The sequence below is a fragment of the Betaproteobacteria bacterium genome (assembly GCA_016713305.1).
Classification (GTDB): domain Bacteria; phylum Pseudomonadota; class Gammaproteobacteria; order Burkholderiales.
Window position 1 is genome coordinate 821069 of sequence record JADJPK010000004.1, and the last position, 19014, is coordinate 840082.

Consider the following 19014-nt stretch of genomic DNA (forward strand, 5'->3'; position numbering starts at 1 on the left):
GTCAGATGCGCATGGGCATCACGACGTACTTGAAGTCGTCCCGTCCGGGAAGCGTCATCAGCATGCTGGTGTTCGCATCGCCGAACGAACACTGCATCGACTGTCCGTCGACGCTGCTGAGCACCTCGAGCAGGTAGGTGATGTTGAATCCGATGTCTATGGCATCGGCTCCGTACGAGACCTCGATCTCCTCCTCAGCTTCTTCCTGCTCGGTGTTCGTGCAAAGGATTCGGAGACTGTTGGGTGTCACGATCCAGCGCACGCCGCGGAACTTCTCGTTCGACAGAATGGCCGCTCGCTGCAGCGAGTCCTGAAGGATCGACCGTTCGACCTCAAGCATCTTCGAATAGTTGGAGGGAACGACCCTGCCATAGTCGGGAAACTTGCCGTCGATCACTTTGGTGACCAGAGTGATTCCTTCGAGGTCGAAGCGGACCTGGTTGGGCATCAAGGTGATGAGCACCTGGTCATCGTTGTCGGCGAGAGTCCTGGACAGTTCCAGAACGGCCTTTCTGGGAAGAATGATCTCGTTCCGGATATAGCTTTCCAGGAGTTCCCTGGATGCAAGTGCCAGCCGATGGCCATCGGTGGCGACGAGCGTCAGGGATTTCTCGTTGACGACGAACAGCATACCGTTGAGGTAGTAGCGAATGTCCTGCTGCGCCATCGCGTACTGAGTGAGCGAGAGCAGTTTCTTGAGCGCGCTCTGGGGAAGCCGGATCTCTGCGGTCCCGGGCTGTCCTTCGGGCAAGCGAGGGAAATCGGCCGCGGGTAGCGTCTGGAGACTGAATCGACTCTTGCCAGCTCTCACGAGAAGCTTCGAGTCTTTCTGCTCGAGGGCAAGCTGAGTCTGCTCCGGCAGTGCGCGGAGGATGTCGAGGAGCTTCTTTGCCGACACCGTGATGGCAAACTCCGTATCCGCCGAGATCCCCGCCTGCGTGGCGGTCACCTGGATCTCGAGATCGGTCGCAGTCAGGGAGAGAACGCCACCTTTGCCTTCGATGAGCACGTTGGAAAGGATGGGCAGCGTCTGCCTGCGTTCCACAATGCCAGTCACTGACTGCAGCGGCTTGAGCAGGATATCGCGATCGATCTGCAGACTGTTCATGATTAATTCAATTGAGAAGATTGATGAAGGGCCGGCATTTCTGTGGATAACTGAACGAAGCCTCGCCATTGTTGGACAAACGAGAAATGCAGGGCTGCATACAACTTGGGGATAGTCCGGGTGCCAACTGTGGACAGTTTTTCACTTGGAGCGATATTGCGTCTTATGGACAATGTGTTCACAGGTTATCCCCGCAGAACCTGAACAAGGGCATCGAAGTCCCGACCGATGTCGGCATGGGTGGTGCGAAGCTCCGCAACCTTCCGACATGCGTGCAGTACGGTCGTATGGTCGCGGCCACCGAATGCATCGCCGATGTCCGGAAGACTCAGTGTCGTGAGTTCCTTGGCGAGGGCCATGGCAATCTGCCGCGGACGAGCGATGACACGGGAACGCTTCTTGGAAAACATCTCCGAGACCCGGACCTTGTAGTAGTCCGCAACCGTTTTCTGAATGTTCTCCACGGAGATCTGGCGAGTCTGGACGGCAAGAAGGTCCTTCAGCGCCTCGCGGGCAGAGTCGATGTCGACCGGGACGTTGGCGAACCGCGTGAAGGCGAGGACTCGTTTCAGTGCTCCTTCCAGTTCGCGCACGTTCGATTGAATATGGGTAGCGAGGAAGAACGCCACGTCTTCAGGAAGAGCCGCTCGCTCCGCCTCTGCTTTCTTCAACAGAATGGCGACGCGCATTTCCAGTTCCGGGGGTTCGATCGCCACCGTGAGGCCCCACCCGAAGCGAGAAATCAGTCTGTCCTCGATGCCTTCCAATTCCTTGGGGTAGGTGTCGCAAGTGATGATGACCTGCCTCCGGGCATCGATGAGCGCATTGAAGGCGTAAAAGAACTCTTCCTGAGTACGGTTCTTGCCGCTGAAGAACTGGATGTCGTCGATAAGAAGCAGGTCCAGGGAATGGTAGAACTTCTTGAACGAGTCGAATGACTTGTGCTGATAAGCGCGTATCACATCCGATACGTATTGCTCCGCATGGGTATAGCGAATGTTCGCGGTTGTGTTTGTTCTCAGTACGTGATTTCCAATGGCGTGAATCAGATGTGTCTTGCCGAGACCGACGCCGCCGTACACGAACAAGGGGTTGTAGGCTGTTCCGGGGTGTTCGGCGATCTGGAGAGCCGCTGCCCTCGCAAGCTGATTTGCCTTTCCGGTGACGAAGTTCTCGAAAGTGAACGACGGATTCAGTCGGCCACGTTCCGGCGGGGCAGGATTGGCGGAAGCTTGGGGAGCACCTGCACAGGACCGGACGTATCGGCCGGAACGGGCAAAGAAGGCTTGCGGTCGGACAGTTCAAGCACGACGGACATGTTTTCCTGACCCGATCGGCGAACGGTGTCTTCGATGCTTTTCAGGAACTTGTCCCGCACCCATTCCAACACGAAACGATTGGGTGCCGCCAGTCGCAGGAAATCGGAGTGTTGTTCAGCCAGGAGGGGCCGGATCCACGTCTGGAACTGTTGTTCGCTGATGGTCCGGCGCAGTTCCGCCTGACACATCTCCCACAGTTCGGGCATGGTTACGGTCTCTCTCGCTCGAGGAATCGGCAGGCGGGAGACGTCGCGATCAACGTCTCGGAAGACCGCGAAGTGTACCAAAGAGGAGGGTCACTTATCCACAGGCTATGCGCCAAGGTGTCTGCCCGTTGACATAGCTTCCCAAAGAACGGTTTAATCGAAGACTTTTTCGGGGAAAGTCATGAAGCGTACTTATCAGCCTTCTGTGACGCGTCGCAAGCGTACGCATGGTTTTCGTGTCCGCATGAAAACTCGCACTGGCAGAGCGGTGATCAACGCTCGGCGTGCCAAAGGCCGGGCTCGCCTGGCTGTCTGAGCCAATAAGACTTCCGGCGATTCGATCCGCACGTTTCGCGAAGCACCAGCGGTTGTGTGGTGCTTCAGCATTTGATCGTGCGTTCAAGATCGGCCGCCGAAAGACCGGGCGGCATTTTGCGGTGCATTGGATTGCGTCCAATGACTTGCAGGGTCGACTGGGTCTGGTAGTACCGAAGCGTTTGACAAGGACGGGTGTAGCCCGGAACTTCGTCAAACGCATGGTGCGAGAGGTGTACAGGCAGTCGGATGCCATCAAATCACCACTCAACGTGGTGGTCAGGCTGAAAACGATGTTTGCGCCGGGAGACAGGCAAGTAGTTCGTCAAGAACTCGAGCGTCTGCTCGCCAACCTGGAATGATTCGAATCCTTCTCCAGCGTTCGATCCGGCTGTATCAGGTGTCCCTGAGTCCGTATTTTGGCCAGGGGTGCCGATTCCATCCGACTTGCTCGTGCTATGCCATCGAAGCCCTCGAACGGCACGGAGTGTTCCAAGGTGGCTGGCTTGCCTTGAAGCGGCTCCTGCGTTGTCATCCTTTCCATGCCGGTGGCCATGATCCTGTCCCCTGAATCCGAATGAACTCGCCCCTGGAATCGATACGCCTTGTTTCCTTGGTGATTTTTTGTGTCACCTTGTTCATCTTGGGCGAGCGGTGGGTAGACCAGTATGGGAAGAAGGATGTCCCGCCCGCGTCTTCCAGGATCGAGTCGACCGTCAGTGACGTGCCGACCTCCACCTCCATCGTTGCTGGCAAGGAGACGCCCCGGGCCGCCACACCCGTGGCGACGGCTCCGCAGCAGATCGTGCCCGTCAGCGCGGGAGGCGAGGTTGTTGTTCTTCAAACGGATGTTATGAAGGTCCATGTCTCCACGGTGGGTGGAGATATCCAGCGAGTGGAACTGTTGGATCAAAAGGACACCTTGGATCCAACCAAGAACTTCGTACTGTTGGAGACTGGCGGAAAGCGCACGTATCTGGCGCAAAGCGGTCTGTTGGGTGAAGGACTTCCGACACACAAGTCCGTCTTTGCAGCAATGACCGGCGAGCGGACGTTGCAGGAAGGCAAAGACGAACTGATCCTGGAACTCTCCCAAGGTACAGCGGGATCCGGCCCCTCCGTCCTCAAGACCTTCAGATTACGTCGCGGCTCCCACGTGATCGATGTTGGTTTTCGCGTGGAAGGTGCGCCTTCGTCGTTGAAGCCGGCAGCGTACTTCCAGCTTGTGCGCGACGACACGGCGCCTGAGGGAGATTCCCGGTGGGTGCCGACGTACAACGGCGTGGCCGTCTACACCGAAAAGGAGAAATACCAGAAGGTCACGTTCTCCGACATCGCGAAAGGAAAGGCGAGCCACGTCAAGACGGCGAACGACGGCTGGATTGCCATGGTTCAGCACTATTTCGTGTCCGCTTGGCTACCCAAGGCCTCCGAAGGCCGCGAGTTCTTCACGCGGTCTCTGGAGAACGGGCTATACGCAGCCGGAGTCATTGTTCCCACGACGTCGTCCGCGCAAGGCGAGTGGTCGGTGGACGTCCCGCTTTACGTGGGCCCGCAGGAGCAGAAGAAGCTGGAACAGTTGGCGCCCGGCCTTCAATACACGGTCGACTACGGCTGGCTCACGGTGATCGCGACCCCGCTGTTCTGGGCACTTTCGTCGATCTACAAACTTTTCGTCCAGAACTGGGGCGTGGCGATCATCGTTCTGACGGTCATTATCAAAGCCCTGTTCTTCCCCCTGTCCGCAGCCTCGTACAAATCGATGGCCAAGATGCGTGTCCTCGCGCCGAAGCTACAGAAGCTCAAAGAGCAGTTCGGGGATGATCGGCAGAAACTCCATCAGGCGATGATGGAGATGTACAAGACCGAAAAGATCAATCCACTCGGCGGATGCCTGCCGATTGTCGTACAAATACCTGTATTTATTGCGCTTTATTGGGTGCTGCTTGGCAGCGTGGAAATGCGTCACGCACCCTTTGCTCTTTGGATCAAGGATCTTTCAAGTCCGGATCCCTTTTATATCTTGCCCATCATCATGGGTATCAGCATGATCGTGCAGACGCGTCTCAACCCAGAGCCGCCGGATCCCATTCAGGCGAAGGTGATGAAGATCATGCCCGTCGCCTTCAGCATCTTCTTTTTCTTCTTCCCGGCCGGTCTTGTCTTGTACTGGGTAGTCAACAACGTCCTTTCGATCGCGCAGCAGTGGTATATCACCCGAAAGCTGGAGAAGGCGGGGATTGCTGCACGCAAGCGTTGACACAATCGTCGCGGTTTCCACTGCGCCAGGACGGGGGGCGATCGGAATTGTGCGGATCTCCGGCCCTCTCGTTCCTCATATCGCAGCTCGTATTTGCGGAAGTGTCCCGGCACCCCGCCGGGCCTTCCAGTGTCGGTTTGCTTTCGACGAGACCATCGATTCCGGCTTGGCGCTGTACTTTCCAGGGCCCGCTTCCTTTACCGGGGAAGACGTTCTAGAACTTCAGGCGCACGGAAATCCCGTCGTCCTTGCCGATCTGGTTGCGGCCTGCGTCAGACTTGGCGCGCGACCGGCACGGCCCGGCGAATTCACGGAACGGTCTTTCCTCAATGGGAAGTTGGATCTTGCCCAAGCCGAAGCGGTCGCGGATCTCATCGACGCAGGTTCAAGTGTGGCGGCCCGGGCGGCTGTTCGATCCCTCTCGGGGGCATTCTCCAAGAGGGTGGAAGAATTCTGCTCTCGCCTGCGGGACCTTCGCACCTTGGTCGAAGCGAGTCTGGATTTCCCGGAAGAAGGTTTGGATGTACTGGGCCAGTATGACATTCCCGGCCGGCTAGGCCATGCACTGAGGGCACTTGAGGACATTCGCAACGTGGCGCGACAGGGCGTTTTGCTGAAGGAGGGTGCGCGCATCGTCATCGTTGGCGAGCCCAACGTGGGAAAGTCGAGTCTGCTGAACGCCCTGGCAGATGAAGATCTCGCCATCGTGACGGATATTCCCGGGACGACCAGGGACACGATTCGGGCGGAAACGTCGATCGAAGGCGTCCCTATTCACGTCATCGATACCGCAGGCCTTCGCCTGACCGATGACCTCGTGGAACAGGCAGGTATCGAACGCGGACGAGCTGCGTCCTTGGGCGCCGACCTTGCACTTGTCGTCGTGGATGCGCGCACCCCGTGGTCGATGCGGTGGACCGAGTGAAGAAGCACGCCGCATTGCCATTGCTTCAGTTGATTGTGCGTAACAAGTGTGATTTGGCCGGCGACGCCCTTGCCGATGGGGTTGCTGCGCCGGGCACTGAAATCTTGGTTTCTGCGGTTACTGGCTTCGGGATCGCCGAATTGCGGCATGCGATCCTGCGGTTCATTGGTTGGGGCGAATCCGGAGAGAGCGAGGGGGTGTTCATCGCCCGCGAACGACATCTGGCCGCAATGGAACGTGCGCGATCACATATCGAGGCTGCGATCGCTTTGCTTCAGGGGGACGAGTCGCTTCTGGCTGAAGAGTTGCGCTATGCAGAGTCGTCACTCGAAGTCATCTTTGGCAGGACGAGTCCCGAAGATCTTCTGGGCGAGATCTTTTCGAGATTCTGCATAGGAAAATAGAGTCAACTGGGGTTGGTTGGGGGCCCGGCGCGGGCATTTTCGACGATATTCCGAGCATCCCGGCGTCACCAGCGGATAGGAGCGACGCGCTGTAGATCTCGCGCTATGTCGATCTGATCTTTGCGCTCGTTGGAGTGTTCCACGTGAAACAGGGATCGATGTTTCACGTGAAACACTCGAGATGAGGCCTTTTGAACTATCATTTCGACCCCTTCGTGGCAGGAAACCCCGTGATTTTCCCCAAGACATTCGATGTCGTCGTGATCGGCGGCGGACACGCCGGTACAGAGGCCGCCTTGGCATCTGCCCGCATGGGCAAGTCGACGCTTCTTCTGACGCAAAGTATCGAAACGTTGGGACAGATGTCGTGCAATCCCTCCATCGGAGGCATCGGCAAAGGGCACTTGGTGAAAGAGGTCGATGCCCTGGGCGGAGCCATGGCATTGGCGACCGATGAAGCAGGTATCCAGTTTCGGGTCCTCAACGGAAGCAAAGGTCCTGCGGTACGGGCTACGCGCGCCCAGGCCGATCGGGTCCTTTATCGCAAAGGCATTCGAACCGCTCTGGAAAATCAGCCGAATCTCAGTCTCTTTCAGCAAACGGTCGACGACCTGCTATTGAAGGGGGATCGGATCACCGGGGTGGTGACCCAGTCAGGCGTCCAGTTCAATACCACCTCGGTCGTTCTGACCGCCGGTACATTCCTCGCGGGCGTTATCCACATAGGGCTCTCGCAACACCAGGCGGGAAGGGCCGGTGACCCCCCCTCCGTTGCATTGTCGGGAAGGCTGCGCGAACTCGGCCTTCCCGTAGGTCGCTTGAAAACGGGCACACCGCCCCGCATCGATGGACGATCCATCGATTTTTCCCGACTTGAACGTCAACCCGGTGATGATCCTGAACCGGTGTTCTCGTACATGGGGCGCCGCGAAATGCATCCCGAACAGCTGCCCTGTTGGATCGCGCACACCAACGAGCGCACGCACGAAATCGTTCGAGGGGCCTCGACAGGTCGCCCATGTTCACCGGGGTGATTGAAGGCATCGGTCCCCGCTACTGCCCCTCCATCGAAGACAAGGTGCACCGCTTTGCTGACAAGCACTCTCACCAGGTCTTTCTCGAACCGGAGGGTTTGACGACCCACGAGTTCTATCCGAATGGGGTCTCGACCAGCCTGCCTTTCGATGTTCAGCTGGCGCTGGTGCAAAGCATTCCCGGTCTCGAGAATGCGCATCTCACCCGTCCGGGATACGCGATCGAATACGACTATTTTGATCCGAGGGAATTGCGAAAGTCCTTGGAAACCAAATCGATAGCGGGACTATTCTTCGCCGGCCAGATCAATGGAACGACCGGCTATGAAGAAGCGGCTGCGCAAGGATTGCTGGCGGGGATCAATGCCGCACGGGCCGTGGACGAGCTTGATCCGTGGGTTCCGGCACGGCACGAGGCGTACCTCGGTGTGCTTGTCGATGATCTCGTCAATCGTGGTGTGACGGAACCGTACCGAATGTTCACCAGCCGAGCGGAACACCGTCTCAGCCTTCGAGAGGACAATGCGGACTTGAGACTCACCGCCATCGGCCGGCGATTGGGCTTGATCGACGACGCTCGCTGGAGGCGTTTCGAACGGAAACAGGAACTCATCGAAGTCGAATTGGCGCGTTTGCGAAGCACTCGATGCAATCCGCGGCATTTTCAAACCGAAGAGGCGAAGGCGCTGTTCGGCCAGACCATCGACCGCGATGCGACGCTGGAGCAACTGCTGCGCCGTCCGGATGTTCGTTACCGCGAACTGGTGCAGTGGGCCACACCCGACGAAGCCGTTCAGGACGAAGAAGCAGCCTCACAGGTGGAGATCCAGATCAAGTACCGCGGGTACATCGATCGTCAGCGCGAGGAGGTGCAACGGCAGGTCGAACATGGCGATTGGGTGCTCCCGACTGACCTCGACTACCGGGAAGTGCGGGGCCTTTCCCATGAGGTCACCCAGAAACTGAATAAACACCGACCCGCGACGCTGCGCGATGCTGCTTCAATTTCGGGCATCACTCCGGCTGCGCTTTCCTTGTTGCGTGTTCATCTGCGCAAGTACGGCCGCGACTCGACCCGGACCGTGGGTTGATGGACCCTCTTCATCAGCCTCTAGCCGCAGGCCTGCAGCAGCTAGGGCTCGAGTACTCTTTCCGTCTCTGCAGTGGTCTTCTTAACTATCTGAATTTATTAACTAAATGGAATGCCGTGTACAGTCTCACCGCAGTTCGCGACGCGAACAACATGGTGACTCACCACCTGCTCGACTCATTGAGCGTGGTGCCACTGCTTCCTGCGGGAACGCTCGCTGATGTGGGCACCGGTCCTGGACTTCCGGGAATCCCGATCGCGATGACCGAACCGGAGCGAGAGGTGGTACTGGTCGAATCCAACCAGAAGAAGAGCGCATTCCTCGTCCAAGCGGTGGGCACTCTCGGACTGCGCAACGTGCGGGTCGTGCGCCAGCGCGTCGAGGAATTCCACCCCGATGTCGCCTTCGACACGGTGATTTCACGCGCTTTCGCCGACCTTTCCGACTTCGTACGGCTCGCAGGGCATCTTGCCAAACCAGCCGGCCAGCTGCTTGCCATGAAAGGCCTGCTGCCCCATGAGGAACTCACGAAGGTTCCCGACGATTTTGCCTGCCTGGCGGTTCGGCCGTTGTCCGTGCCGGGTCTGGCTGCTGCCCGACACCTCGTGATCCTTCAAAAAAAACAATGAACTCAAAAACTTCGGGTGCACGGGTGCTGGCGATCACCAACCAGAAAGGTGGGGTTGGCAAGACCACGACGACGGTGAATCTTGCGGCGAGCCTGGCGACAGCAGGGCAACGTGTTCTTCTCGTCGACCTGGACCCCCAAGGCAATGCCACCATGGGGAGTGGAATCGACAAGCGGACGCTCGTCTCGAGCATCTATGACGTTCTGCTGGGGGAAGCCGACCTCGGGAAGGTGGTGGTGCGAAGTGCCGCGGGATACGACGTCATTCCGGCAAACCGCGATCTCGCAGGTGCGGAGGTCGAAATGGTCCAGGTCGACCATCGAGAAACGCGACTCAAGCAGGCAATAGCGGACGTTCGTGCGGCCTACGACTTTGTTCTGATCGACTGTCCTCCGGCTCTCAACCTTCTGACCGTGAATGCACTGTGCGCATCGGATGCCGTGATGATTCCAATGCAATGCGAGTACTACGCTCTTGAGGGCCTGTCTGACCTCGTCAACACCGTCAAGAGAGTGCGAGCCAATCTCAACCCGACACTCGAAATCGAGGGGCTCCTGCGCACGATGTTCGATCCGCGCAACACGCTTGCACAGCAGGTTTCGGATCAGCTCCAGCAGCACTTCGGCGACAAGGTCTACCGCACCGTCATCCCTCGAAACGTACGGCTCGCCGAAGCACCCAGCCACGGTATGCCGGTGCTCCGGTACGACCGCCAGTCGAAGGGGGCCCTGGCATATCTGGCCCTGGCTGGCGAGATCCTCTCCAAGCAATCCAAGACGAAGAACTGAACGAAATGGCCAAGAACAGAGGACTCGGAAGGGGACTGGACGCCCTTCTGGGGGGCGGAGAACCGTCACAGGGGGAAGGCGAGCGCCTTCTCAGCCTTAGACTCTCCGCGCTTCAGCCGGGGAAGTACCAGCCGCGCACGAACATGCACGAGGACGCGATCGCAGAGCTGGCGGAATCCATCAAGGCGCAAGGGTTGATCCAACCCATTCTGGCTCGACAGATCGGACAGGACAGATACGAAATCATCGCGGGCGAGCGCCGTTGGCGAGCCGCTCAACGGGCAGGTCTGCAAGAGGTGCCTGTCGTCGTGCGGAATGTGCCGGATGAATCGGCGCTGGCCATGGCGCTGATCGAGAACATCCAGCGGGAGAATCTGAATGCCATAGAGGAAGCCAACGGCATCCAGCGGCTTGTGGAGGAGTTTGGCATGACCCACCAAGCCGCCGCCGACGCCGTCGGCCGATCCCGAAGTGCCGTCAGCAACCTGCTCCGGCTACTCGCGCTGCCGACCGTCATCCAGTCGATGCTGTCGGATGGCCGTATCGAGATGGGGCACGCCCGGGCCTTGCTGCCCCTGGATCCCTCCCGTCAGCTGGAGGTTGCGCACCAGGTGGTTCACAAGGGGTTGTCGGTACGCGAAGCCGAGAGGGCCGCATCCGCCGCGCTCGCCCCCGCGTCGGCGGCCGGGGCCCGGCGAAAAGTCAGCACGGATGTTCGCCAACTTGAAGAAGAGTTGTCCGATCTGCTCGGAACGCGAGTGGAAATCCTCTCGCGTTCCAAGGGTTCGGGAAAGCTTGTCGTGCATTTTCCTCGCTCGCTCAACTCGACTCGGTTCTGACGCGCCTGCGCTAAGTTCACGCTGCATTGCACAAACCGCGTTGACCCGCCGCGGGCCCATCGATATACTCCCGGGCTTTGCTTGAAGGTCGAGCGGAGAGAACAACGTGGCACCCGTCGGGCGGTCGCCGATGCGAGTCGTGCTGCGGTGGCAGATCATCATCACTGTCACGTTTTCGATCGCGGCGTACGCTGTCATTGGATCCAACGCCGCGCTTTCTGCACTGCTCGGTGGCTCGATCAGTGTCGTGGCAACCCTCGTTTTCATGGCGGTTGCCCGGCTCGGCAAGGCGAATTCGGCGGGTCTTGCGCTCCTGGCCGTCCTTCGGGCCGAAGCTGTAAAGGTGTTCGTCATCATCGCTCTGCTGTGGCTGGTGATGAAGGCATATGCGCAATTGGTGCCGACGATCTTCATTGCGACGTTCATCGTCGCGGTGCTGATCCAGTCGATGGCGTTTTTCGTACGGGACAAATAACGGAGTCGCTGCTTCGGTCATGGCTGCGGAATCACAACTCACCCCCACCGAGTACATCGGGCACCACCTGACAAACTTCACGGCGCAGACCGGGCAAGGTTCGTTCTGGACCCTGCATGTCGACTCGCTGTTCATGGCCGTGCTCATGGGCATCGTGGGCATCGGTTTCCTCTGGTGGGTGGCGCGAGGCGCCACTTCAGGTGTGCCGGGCAAGCGGCAGGCCTTCGTAGAACTGGCCTTCGAGTTCATAGACGAACAGGTCAAGGGCATCTTCCACGGCGATCGGCACAAGTTCATCGCTCCCGCGGCGCTGACGGTCTTCGTGTGGGTCCTTCTGATGAACGCCATGGATTTCCTGCCCGTGGACATCATGGCGTGGATCTACGAGCACGTCTTCCACCTGCACAACTGGCGCGGTGTTCCGACCGCCGACGTGAATACCACTTTCGCGCTGGCGTTGTCCGTCTGGATCCTGATGATCTATTTCTCCATCTCCGTGAAGGGCCTGGGAGGCTGGATCCACGAATTGTTCTGCGCTCCCTTCGGCGGCCATCCGCTGCTGTGGCCGGCGAACTTCCTCTTCAACCTCGTCGAGTACATTTCCAAGCCCCTTTCGCATTCCTTGCGTCTGTACGGGAACATGTATGCGGGCGAGATCATCTTCCTGCTCCTCTGGCTGTGGGCCGCGACCGGCCTCGCCGGCACCGTATTCGGTGCGATCCTCGGGGCCGGATGGGCGATCTTCCACATTCTTATCGTCGTGCTCCAGGCATTCATCTTCATGATGCTCACCGTGGTGTACCTCGCCATGGCGCACGAAAGCCACTGAGTTTCCGTTCCACTTCCACTTCCGTTCAAAGAAGGACAGCAACCATGGAAAAACTGCAGTTTCTCGCGATGATCCAGGCCTACACCGGTATCGGTATCGGACTCATGATCGGCCTTGGCGCCGCGGGTGCGTGTATCGGTGTGGGCATCATGTGCTCCCGCTTCCTCGAAGCGGCCGCACGTCAGCCCGAACTCACCAACTCGCTGCAGGCCAAAGTGTTCCTGCTGCTCGGTCTGATCGACGCGTCGTTCATCATCGGCGTGGGTCTGGCGATGCTGTTCGCGTTCGGTAACCCGCTTCTCGCCGTCGTCCAGGCCGCAGGCTGATCCGTAACCCCTCACCGGTGAGGCCGGCATGAATCTCAACCTCACGCTGATTGCGCAGGCCATCGCCTTCGCAGTCTTCATCTGGTTCACGGTCAAGTTCGTCTGGCCGCCTATGCTGCGCGCCATCGAAACGCGTCAGAAGCAGATCGCTGACGGACTGGCGGCAGCCGAGCAAGGTCGCAGCGCGCTTGAGAAGTCCACCAAGCAGGCGGATGTGGCCATCAGCGAGGCTCGCGGCAGAGCAGCGGAAATCATCGCCCAGGCGGAGAAGCGCGGCGCGCAGCTGATCGAAGAAGCCAAGTCCGCCGCCAAGGCCGAAGCCGACCGTGAAAAGGTGGCAGCCAAGGCGGAAATCGAGCAGGAAGTCTCCCGTGCCCGCGAGCAGTTGCGGGAACAGGTGGCAGCCCTTGCGGTTGCCGGCGCCGAAAAGATCCTGCGGCGCGAAGTGGACAGCCGGGCTCACGCCGATCTACTCGATGCGGTCAAGAAGCAACTCTAAGGCGCCATGGCTGAACTGAGCACAATCGCGCGTCCCTACGCGAAAGCCTCCTACAAGCTGGCAGACGCAACCGCCAAGCTTGCGGATTGGTCGGGCGCCCTGGCAGCCCTTGCCCAGGTGTCGCAGGACACCACCGTGCAGGAACTCACCAGCGATCCGAAACTGTCGGCCGCCCAGGTGTCAGGCATCTATCTGAAGATTCTCGACGGCAAGCTGTCGGGCGAAGCACAAAACTTCGTCCGTATTCTTGCCGAGAACCGCCGCATGGATGCCCTCGGCGAGATTCGAACACAGTTCGAGGCCTTGAAGAACGAACGGGAAGGCGTGCAGGAAGTGGAAATCGTCAGCGCCTTCCCGCTCGAATCGGAACAGCAGGCCGACCTCATCGGTCGCCTCGAGAACCACACCGGCAAGAAAGTGACCGTCCGTGTGACCGTCGACCCCCAGCTGATCGGAGGGGTCAAGATCGTCATGGGCGACAAAGTGATCGATGCTTCGGCGCGTGCTCAGCTGTCCGCGCTCGAAAGCGCCCTAAGAGCTTAGGAGCAGGCATGCAACTCAACCCATCCGAGATCTCGGAACTCATCAAGAGCCGGATTCAGAATCTGGACGCCAGCGCACAGATGCGCACGCAGGGTACGGTGGTCTCCGTGACCGACGGCATCTGCCGCGTCCACGGGCTTTCCGACGTGATGCAGGGTGAGATGCTCGAGTTCCCCCGCAACACGTTCGGCCTTGCGCTCAACCTCGAGCGTGACTCGGTCGGCGCGGTTATCCTGGGCGAGTACGAGCACATCTCGGAAGGTGACACCGTCAAATGCACCGGACAGATTCTCTCGGTGCCCGTGGGCCCCGAGCTCCTCGGACGGGTGGTCAACTCCCTCGGTCAGCCCATCGACGGAAAGGGTCCCATCAACGCGAAGGAGACGGACGTCATCGAGAAGGTGGCTCCGGGCGTGATCTGGCGCAAGTCGGTTTCCCAGCCGGTGCAGACCGGACTCAAGGCCATCGACTCCATGGTGCCTGTCGGCCGCGGCCAGCGCGAGCTCATCATCGGTGACCGCCAGACCGGGAAGACCGCCGTGGCCATCGACACGATCATCAATCAGAAGGGCAAGGACCTTTTCTGTGTCTACGTCGCCATCGGACAGAAGGCATCCACGATTGCCAACGTGGTGCGAAAGCTCGAAGAACACGGGGCGTTGGCCTACACGATCGTGGTCGCAGCATCGGCCTCGGAATCGGCGGCGATGCAGTACATCGCGCCGTACTCGGGTTGCACGATGGGCGAGTACTTCCGCGACCGCGGGCAGGACGCCCTGATCATCTATGACGACCTGACCAAGCAGGCCTGGGCCTACCGTCAGATCTCGCTGCTTCTGCGCCGTCCTCCCGGCCGCGAGGCATATCCGGGGGACGTTTTCTATCTGCACTCCCGTTTGCTCGAACGGGCGGCACGCGTGAACGAAGAGTGGGTGGAAAAGCTCACCAACGGCGCAGTGAAGGGCAAGACGGGCTCGCTGACGGCCTTGCCCGTCATCGAAACCCAGGCTGGCGACGTGACAGCGTTCGTTCCGACAAACGTGATCTCCATCACGGACGGTCAGATCTTCCTGGAAACCGACCTTTTCAACGCCGGTATCCGTCCCGCCATCAATGCCGGTATCTCGGTGTCCCGAGTCGGCGGCGCGGCCCAGACCAAGATCATGAAACGGAAGGACACGGGCGGCGGCGTGCGTCTCGCCCTGGCGCAGTACCGCGAGCTTGCCGCTTTCGCGCAGTTTGCCTCCGACCTCGATGAAGCCACCCGCCGCCAGCTCGAACGCGGCCGGATGGTCACGGAACTCATGAAGCAAGCGCAATATCAGCCGCTGGAAGTGTACGAGATGGCGCTGACGCTCTTCGCCGTGAACAACGGTTTCTTCGACGACATCGACGTCAAGAAGGCGCTCGCCGCCGAGAAGTCCATGCGCGACTACCTCAAGGGCAAGTACGCCGAGCTGGTCAAGCGCATCGACGACAAGAAGGATCTTCCGGCCGACGACGAGAAGGCCCTCAGCGAAGCGCTGAAGGACTGGAAGAAGAACGGCAGCTACTGATCAATCGCCGTCCCCTGACTACACAGGCGCTTCCCCATGCCCGGCACCAAAGAGATACGCGTCAAGATCAAGAGCGTGCAAAACACGCGCAAGATCACCAAAGCCATGGAGATGGTGGCTGCTTCCAAGATGCGGCGCGCCCAGGAACGGATGCGGGCGGCCCGCCCCTACTCGGACCGGATCCGCAACGTCGCCGCACACATCTCCCATGCCAACGCGGAATACAAGCACCCGTTCCTCGTCGAGCGGGACACCGTCAAGCGGGTGGGTCTGATCGTCGTCACCACGGACAAGGGGCTGTGCGGCGCGCTGAACACCAACCTGTTGCGACAGGTGCTGACTCAGTACAAGACGTGGCAGGGCGAGGGCGAAGAGATCGAAGTCTGCTGCATCGGCAGCAAGGGTCTCGGCTTCATGCAACGGCTGGGTGCGTCCATTTCCTCGCAGGTCGTTCAGCTCGGTGACCGTCCGCAGATGGAAAAGCTGATCGGCGCGGTGAAGGTCATGCTCGACGGCTACATCCAGGACCGCTTCGATCGCGTCATTCTCGCGTACACGCGCTTCATCAACACGATGAAGCAGGAGCCGGTGCTCGAACAGTTGCTCCCGCTCTCTGGCGAAAAGATGGGGACCCCCGAAGGAACGTGGGACTACATCTACGAACCGGAAGCCAAGGACGTGCTCGATCAGGTGCTCACCCGTTACGTGGAAGCGCTGATCTTCCAGGCCGTGGCAGAGAACATGGCCTCCGAGCAGTCGGCACGGATGGTGGCCATGAAGGCGGCATCCGACAACGCAGCGACGCTCATCGACGAACTTACCCTCGTTTACAACAAGAACCGCCAGGCCGCGATCACCAAGGAACTCTCCGAGATCGTCGGCGGCGCGGCCGCGGTGTAACGGGATCGACAACGAATTCAGGGCTCCAACAGGCCTAGCGAACGGACCGGCCCTGGCCGGAAACAGGCTCTTCGAGGAATGAACATGGCACAAGCTCAAGGCACCATCGTCCAGTGTATCGGCGCGGTTACCGACATCGAGTTTCCCCGCGAGAACATGCCCCATGTGTACGAGGCTCTCGTTCTGGAGAACACCGGCGAGAAGGGTCTTGCCGAAGTGGGTCTGACCTTCGAGGTACAGCAGCAGCTCGGCGACGGAATCGTCCGCTGCATCGCACTGGGATCGTCGGACGGTCTGCGCCGTGGCATGAAGGTCAGTTCCACAGGCGCGGGGATCTCCGTGCCGGTCGGCGAAGGCACCCTAGGTCGCATCATGGACGTGCTCGGCCGCCCCATCGACGAAGCCGGGCCGATCAAGGGCGACGAGCGCCGTGCCATTCATCAGCCTGCCCCGAAGTTCGACGAGCTTTCTCCTTCGGTTGAACTGCTTCCCACGGGCATCAAGGTGATCGATCTGATCTGTCCGTTCGCCAAGGGCGGCAAGATCGGCCTGTTCGGTGGCGCCGGCGTCGGCAAGACCGTCAACATGATGGAGCTCATCAACAACATCGCGAAGTCCTATGGGGGCTACTCGGTGTTTGCCGGCGTGGGCGAGCGTACGCGTGAAGGCAACGACTTCTATCACGAGATGGAAGAGTCCAAGGTTCTGGACAAGGTGGCCATGGTGTTCGGCCAGATGAACGAGCCGCCCGGCAACCGCCTGCGCGTCGCGCTGACCGGTCTGACGATGGCCGAGCGTTTCCGCGACGATGGCCGAGACATCCTGCTGTTCATCGACAACATCTATCGCTACACCCTCGCGGGAACGGAAGTGTCCGCTCTGTTGGGCCGGATGCCTTCCGCCGTGGGCTACCAGCCGACGCTTGCCGAAGAGATGGGCCGACTCCAGGAGCGCATCACGTCGACCAAGGTGGGTTCCATCACGTCGATCCAGGCCGTGTACGTGCCGGCCGACGACCTGACCGACCCGTCCCCGGCGACGACCTTCCTCCACCTTGACGCCACGGTCGTGCTGTCACGTGACATCGCGGCGCTCGGCATCTATCCCGCCGTCGACCCGCTCGATTCCACGTCGCGTCAGCTGGACCCGCACGTCATCGGTGAAGAGCACTACAACACCACGCGTGCAGTCCAGGCGACGCTGCAGCGTTACAAGGAACTGCGCGACATCATCGCGATTCTGGGCATGGACGAACTGTCTCCCGAAGACAAGATGGCCGTGGGCCGCGCGCGCCGGATCCAGCGGTTCCTCTCCCAGCCGTTCAACGTGGCAGAAGTGTTCACCGGCTCGCCCGGCAAGATCGTGTCCCTGAAGGACACCATCAAGGGCTTCCAGATGATCGTCAACGGCGAATGCGATCACCTGCCCGAACAGGCGTTCTACATGGTCGGCACGATCGAAGAGGCCTTCGAGAAGGCGAAGACGCTGCAGTGACATCCGTCACGTCCGTTCGACATCAGAGTCACTGAGGGATCATGGCCAACACCATTCACGTCGACGTCGTCAGTGCCGAGGAGTCCATCTTCTCCGGGGAAGCGGAATTTGTCGTGCTTCCGGGCGAAGCGGGCGAACTCGGCATCTATCCGCGTCACACGCCCCTCATCACCCGCATCAAGCCCGGATCGGTTCGCATCGTGCCGGCTGGGGGAGGCGAGGAGCAGCTGATCTTCGTGGCCGGTGGCATCCTGGAAGTGCAGCCCAAGGTCGTCACCGTTCTCGCGGACACCGCGATCCGCGGCCACGATCTGGACGAGGCGAAGGCCAACGAGGCCATCCGCCTGGCCGAAGAAGCGCGCGCCAAAGCCCAGGACAAGGAAGAGATCGCTTCCGTGGAAGCCGAACTTGCCACCTTGGCCGCCCAGCTCGCAGCGATCCGCAAGCTGCGCAAGCGCTGATCCGTCCCGGCATGTACCCGAAAAGGCGGCTTCGGCCGCCTTTTTCGTCTCTGCGACCTTCTGCTGCGCTCTCCGGTAAGGGATCCGTTACCCACGCCCCCGTAGACTGTTGGTCCATGGTCCCCACGCGCATTGCCATGGCAACCCACGTCCAACAACCTCGGAGAGTCCCATGTGCCCTGAACGACTTCGCTGGTGGAGTACTGCCGTTGCAATTCTTGCCGGACTTCTGACCTTCTCCCCTCTGGTGGCGGCCCAGACCACCGAAATCAGACCGGAGTACGTCGGTACCATGTACGCGCCGCTCGACGCGCCTCAGGTCATCGATAACACGTTGTTCATCTACAACGTTCAGGAAGGGGGATGGTTCAAGGGCCCGGGAATGAACGCGAGCATCGTGGCGCCCGCAGGAGACTGGCTTCGCCTGATGCCCGGTGGCGCTGCGAGACTGGATGTCCGGTTGACGCTGAAGACGGACGACGGGGCACTGATCTACGTCTCCTACAACGGCGTCATCAGTCATACCAAGGAAAGCTGGGACCGGCTGATGAAAGGCGAGACCCTGACTTCGAAGGATCACTACTTCACCACCGCACCCACCATGCAAACCAGCGCGGAAAAGTACGCCTGGGTCAACCACGTCCAGTTCGCCGGTCGCATCGTGGAAGTCAAGGTCGGTGCCGGTTCGTACGTGAAGTACGACATCTTCGCCTTGCGCTGAGTCTCGATCGGCAGGGTGCGGCGAAGAACGTTCGCCGTGCCCTGGCCGATCCAGAGCCGAACGCCCGTTCTCCCAAAGGCCCTCGCACCCCTCGCACCCCTCGCACCGGTCGCTGGTCGCGCGGCTTGCGCGCATCCCGAACCACGGCGAGGGAATCCTTTGCCGCCGCCGTCTCTTCTCTCCTCTCCTGGCACTACGAGCCTCCGACAGCAAACGCCCGGTCCAACGCCGAGTTCTCCGGCATCGCTCGATAGCGCACTCCCCTGAGTATCATTGCGCCGGACATACGCGC

18 protein-coding genes and 3 pseudogenes are annotated in these 19014 nt (G+C 60.0%); 19 read left to right on the plus strand and 2 right to left on the minus strand.

The annotated features are described in order from the left end of the window. Position 1 precedes the first annotated feature (1 nt). Together IPK20_04510 and dnaA are read right to left on the minus strand one after the other, a co-directional pair. Positions 2-1108: a DNA polymerase III subunit beta gene (locus tag IPK20_04510; GenBank protein MBK8016039.1), complete on the minus strand. Its 1107-nt coding sequence runs from the start codon at positions 1106-1108 to the stop codon at positions 2-4. Positions 1109-1293: 185 nt separating this feature from the next. Continuing rightward, a pseudogene (gene dnaA, locus IPK20_04515) lies at positions 1294-2633 on the minus strand (chromosomal replication initiator protein DnaA). 181 nt (positions 2634-2814) lie between these two features. On the opposite strand from dnaA, the gene rpmH reads away from it, so the two are divergent. The 19 genes and pseudogenes from rpmH to IPK20_04610 all read left to right on the plus strand — a co-directional run bounded on the left by rpmH (position 2815) and on the right by IPK20_04610 (position 18722). Next, positions 2815-2949: a 50S ribosomal protein L34 gene (rpmH, locus tag IPK20_04520; GenBank protein ID MBK8016040.1), complete on the plus strand. Its 135-nt coding sequence runs from the start codon at positions 2815-2817 to the stop codon at positions 2947-2949. Then, positions 2918-3310, plus strand: a complete 393-nt coding sequence (gene rnpA / locus IPK20_04525) for a ribonuclease P protein component (GenBank protein MBK8016041.1) — start codon at positions 2918-2920, stop codon at positions 3308-3310. The genes rpmH and rnpA overlap by 32 nt, the downstream gene beginning before the upstream one ends. Beyond that, a complete protein-coding gene (yidD, locus tag IPK20_04530; protein MBK8016042.1) occupies positions 3307-3519 on the plus strand; it encodes a membrane protein insertion efficiency factor YidD in 213 nt (70 codons plus the stop codon). The genes rnpA and yidD overlap by 4 nt, the downstream gene beginning before the upstream one ends. A gap of 6 nt (positions 3520-3525) precedes the next feature. Beyond that, positions 3526-5208 carry a membrane protein insertase YidC gene (gene yidC / locus IPK20_04535; protein MBK8016043.1) on the plus strand — a complete coding sequence of 561 codons (1683 nt, stop codon included), beginning with the start codon at positions 3526-3528 and terminating at the stop codon, positions 5206-5208. Further along, positions 5192-6537 (plus strand): annotated as a pseudogene (gene mnmE, locus IPK20_04540) (tRNA uridine-5-carboxymethylaminomethyl(34) synthesis GTPase MnmE). Before yidC ends, mnmE begins: the two are co-directional and overlap by 17 nt. Positions 6538-6767: 230 nt before the next feature. Further along, a pseudogene (mnmG, locus tag IPK20_04545) lies at positions 6768-8662 on the plus strand (tRNA uridine-5-carboxymethylaminomethyl(34) synthesis enzyme MnmG). Continuing rightward, a complete protein-coding gene (rsmG, locus tag IPK20_04550) occupies positions 8662-9291 on the plus strand; it encodes a 16S rRNA (guanine(527)-N(7))-methyltransferase RsmG (protein ID MBK8016044.1) in 630 nt (209 codons plus the stop codon). Before mnmG ends, rsmG begins: the two are co-directional and overlap by 1 nt. Next, on the plus strand, positions 9288-10079 hold the full coding sequence (locus tag IPK20_04555; protein MBK8016045.1) for a ParA family protein: 792 nt from the start codon (positions 9288-9290) through the stop codon (positions 10077-10079). The genes rsmG and IPK20_04555 overlap by 4 nt, the downstream gene beginning before the upstream one ends. 5 nt (positions 10080-10084) lie before the next feature. Continuing rightward, complete coding sequence (locus IPK20_04560) at positions 10085-10918, plus strand: ParB/RepB/Spo0J family partition protein (GenBank protein MBK8016046.1); 834 nt, start codon at positions 10085-10087, stop codon at positions 10916-10918. Between the two features lie 106 nt (positions 10919-11024). Then, the gene (locus IPK20_04565; GenBank protein MBK8016047.1) at positions 11025-11393 is read left to right on the plus strand and encodes an ATP synthase subunit I; all 369 of its coding nucleotides are present in this window, start codon (positions 11025-11027) and stop codon (positions 11391-11393) included. Between the two features lie 19 nt (positions 11394-11412). Further along, entirely contained in the window at positions 11413-12222 is an 810-nt protein-coding gene (gene atpB / locus IPK20_04570) for a F0F1 ATP synthase subunit A (GenBank protein MBK8016048.1), read from the plus strand. Positions 12223-12266: 44 nt separating this feature from the next. Then, positions 12267-12548, plus strand: a complete 282-nt coding sequence (gene atpE / locus IPK20_04575) for a F0F1 ATP synthase subunit C (protein ID MBK8016049.1) — start codon at positions 12267-12269, stop codon at positions 12546-12548. A 28-nt stretch (positions 12549-12576) separates the two neighbouring features. After that, a complete protein-coding gene (locus tag IPK20_04580; GenBank protein MBK8016050.1) occupies positions 12577-13047 on the plus strand; it encodes a F0F1 ATP synthase subunit B in 471 nt (156 codons plus the stop codon). Positions 13048-13053: 6 nt separating this feature from the next. Then, the gene (locus tag IPK20_04585; protein ID MBK8016051.1) at positions 13054-13590 is read left to right on the plus strand and encodes a F0F1 ATP synthase subunit delta; all 537 of its coding nucleotides are present in this window, start codon (positions 13054-13056) and stop codon (positions 13588-13590) included. A gap of 8 nt (positions 13591-13598) precedes the next feature. Continuing rightward, entirely contained in the window at positions 13599-15146 is a 1548-nt protein-coding gene (locus IPK20_04590) for a F0F1 ATP synthase subunit alpha (protein MBK8016052.1), read from the plus strand. 36 nt (positions 15147-15182) lie between these two features. After that, entirely contained in the window at positions 15183-16046 is an 864-nt protein-coding gene (gene atpG, locus IPK20_04595) for a F0F1 ATP synthase subunit gamma (GenBank protein ID MBK8016053.1), read from the plus strand. A gap of 84 nt (positions 16047-16130) precedes the next feature. Next, positions 16131-17540: a F0F1 ATP synthase subunit beta gene (gene atpD, locus IPK20_04600; GenBank protein MBK8016054.1), complete on the plus strand. Its 1410-nt coding sequence runs from the start codon at positions 16131-16133 to the stop codon at positions 17538-17540. 41 nt (positions 17541-17581) lie between these two features. Beyond that, positions 17582-18001 (plus strand): F0F1 ATP synthase subunit epsilon, encoded by a 420-nt coding sequence (locus IPK20_04605; protein ID MBK8016055.1) that lies wholly within the window; start codon positions 17582-17584, stop codon positions 17999-18001. Between the two features lie 172 nt (positions 18002-18173). Next, positions 18174-18722: a DUF3237 domain-containing protein gene (locus tag IPK20_04610; protein ID MBK8016056.1), complete on the plus strand. Its 549-nt coding sequence runs from the start codon at positions 18174-18176 to the stop codon at positions 18720-18722. The last annotated feature ends 292 nt before the right edge of the window (positions 18723-19014 follow it).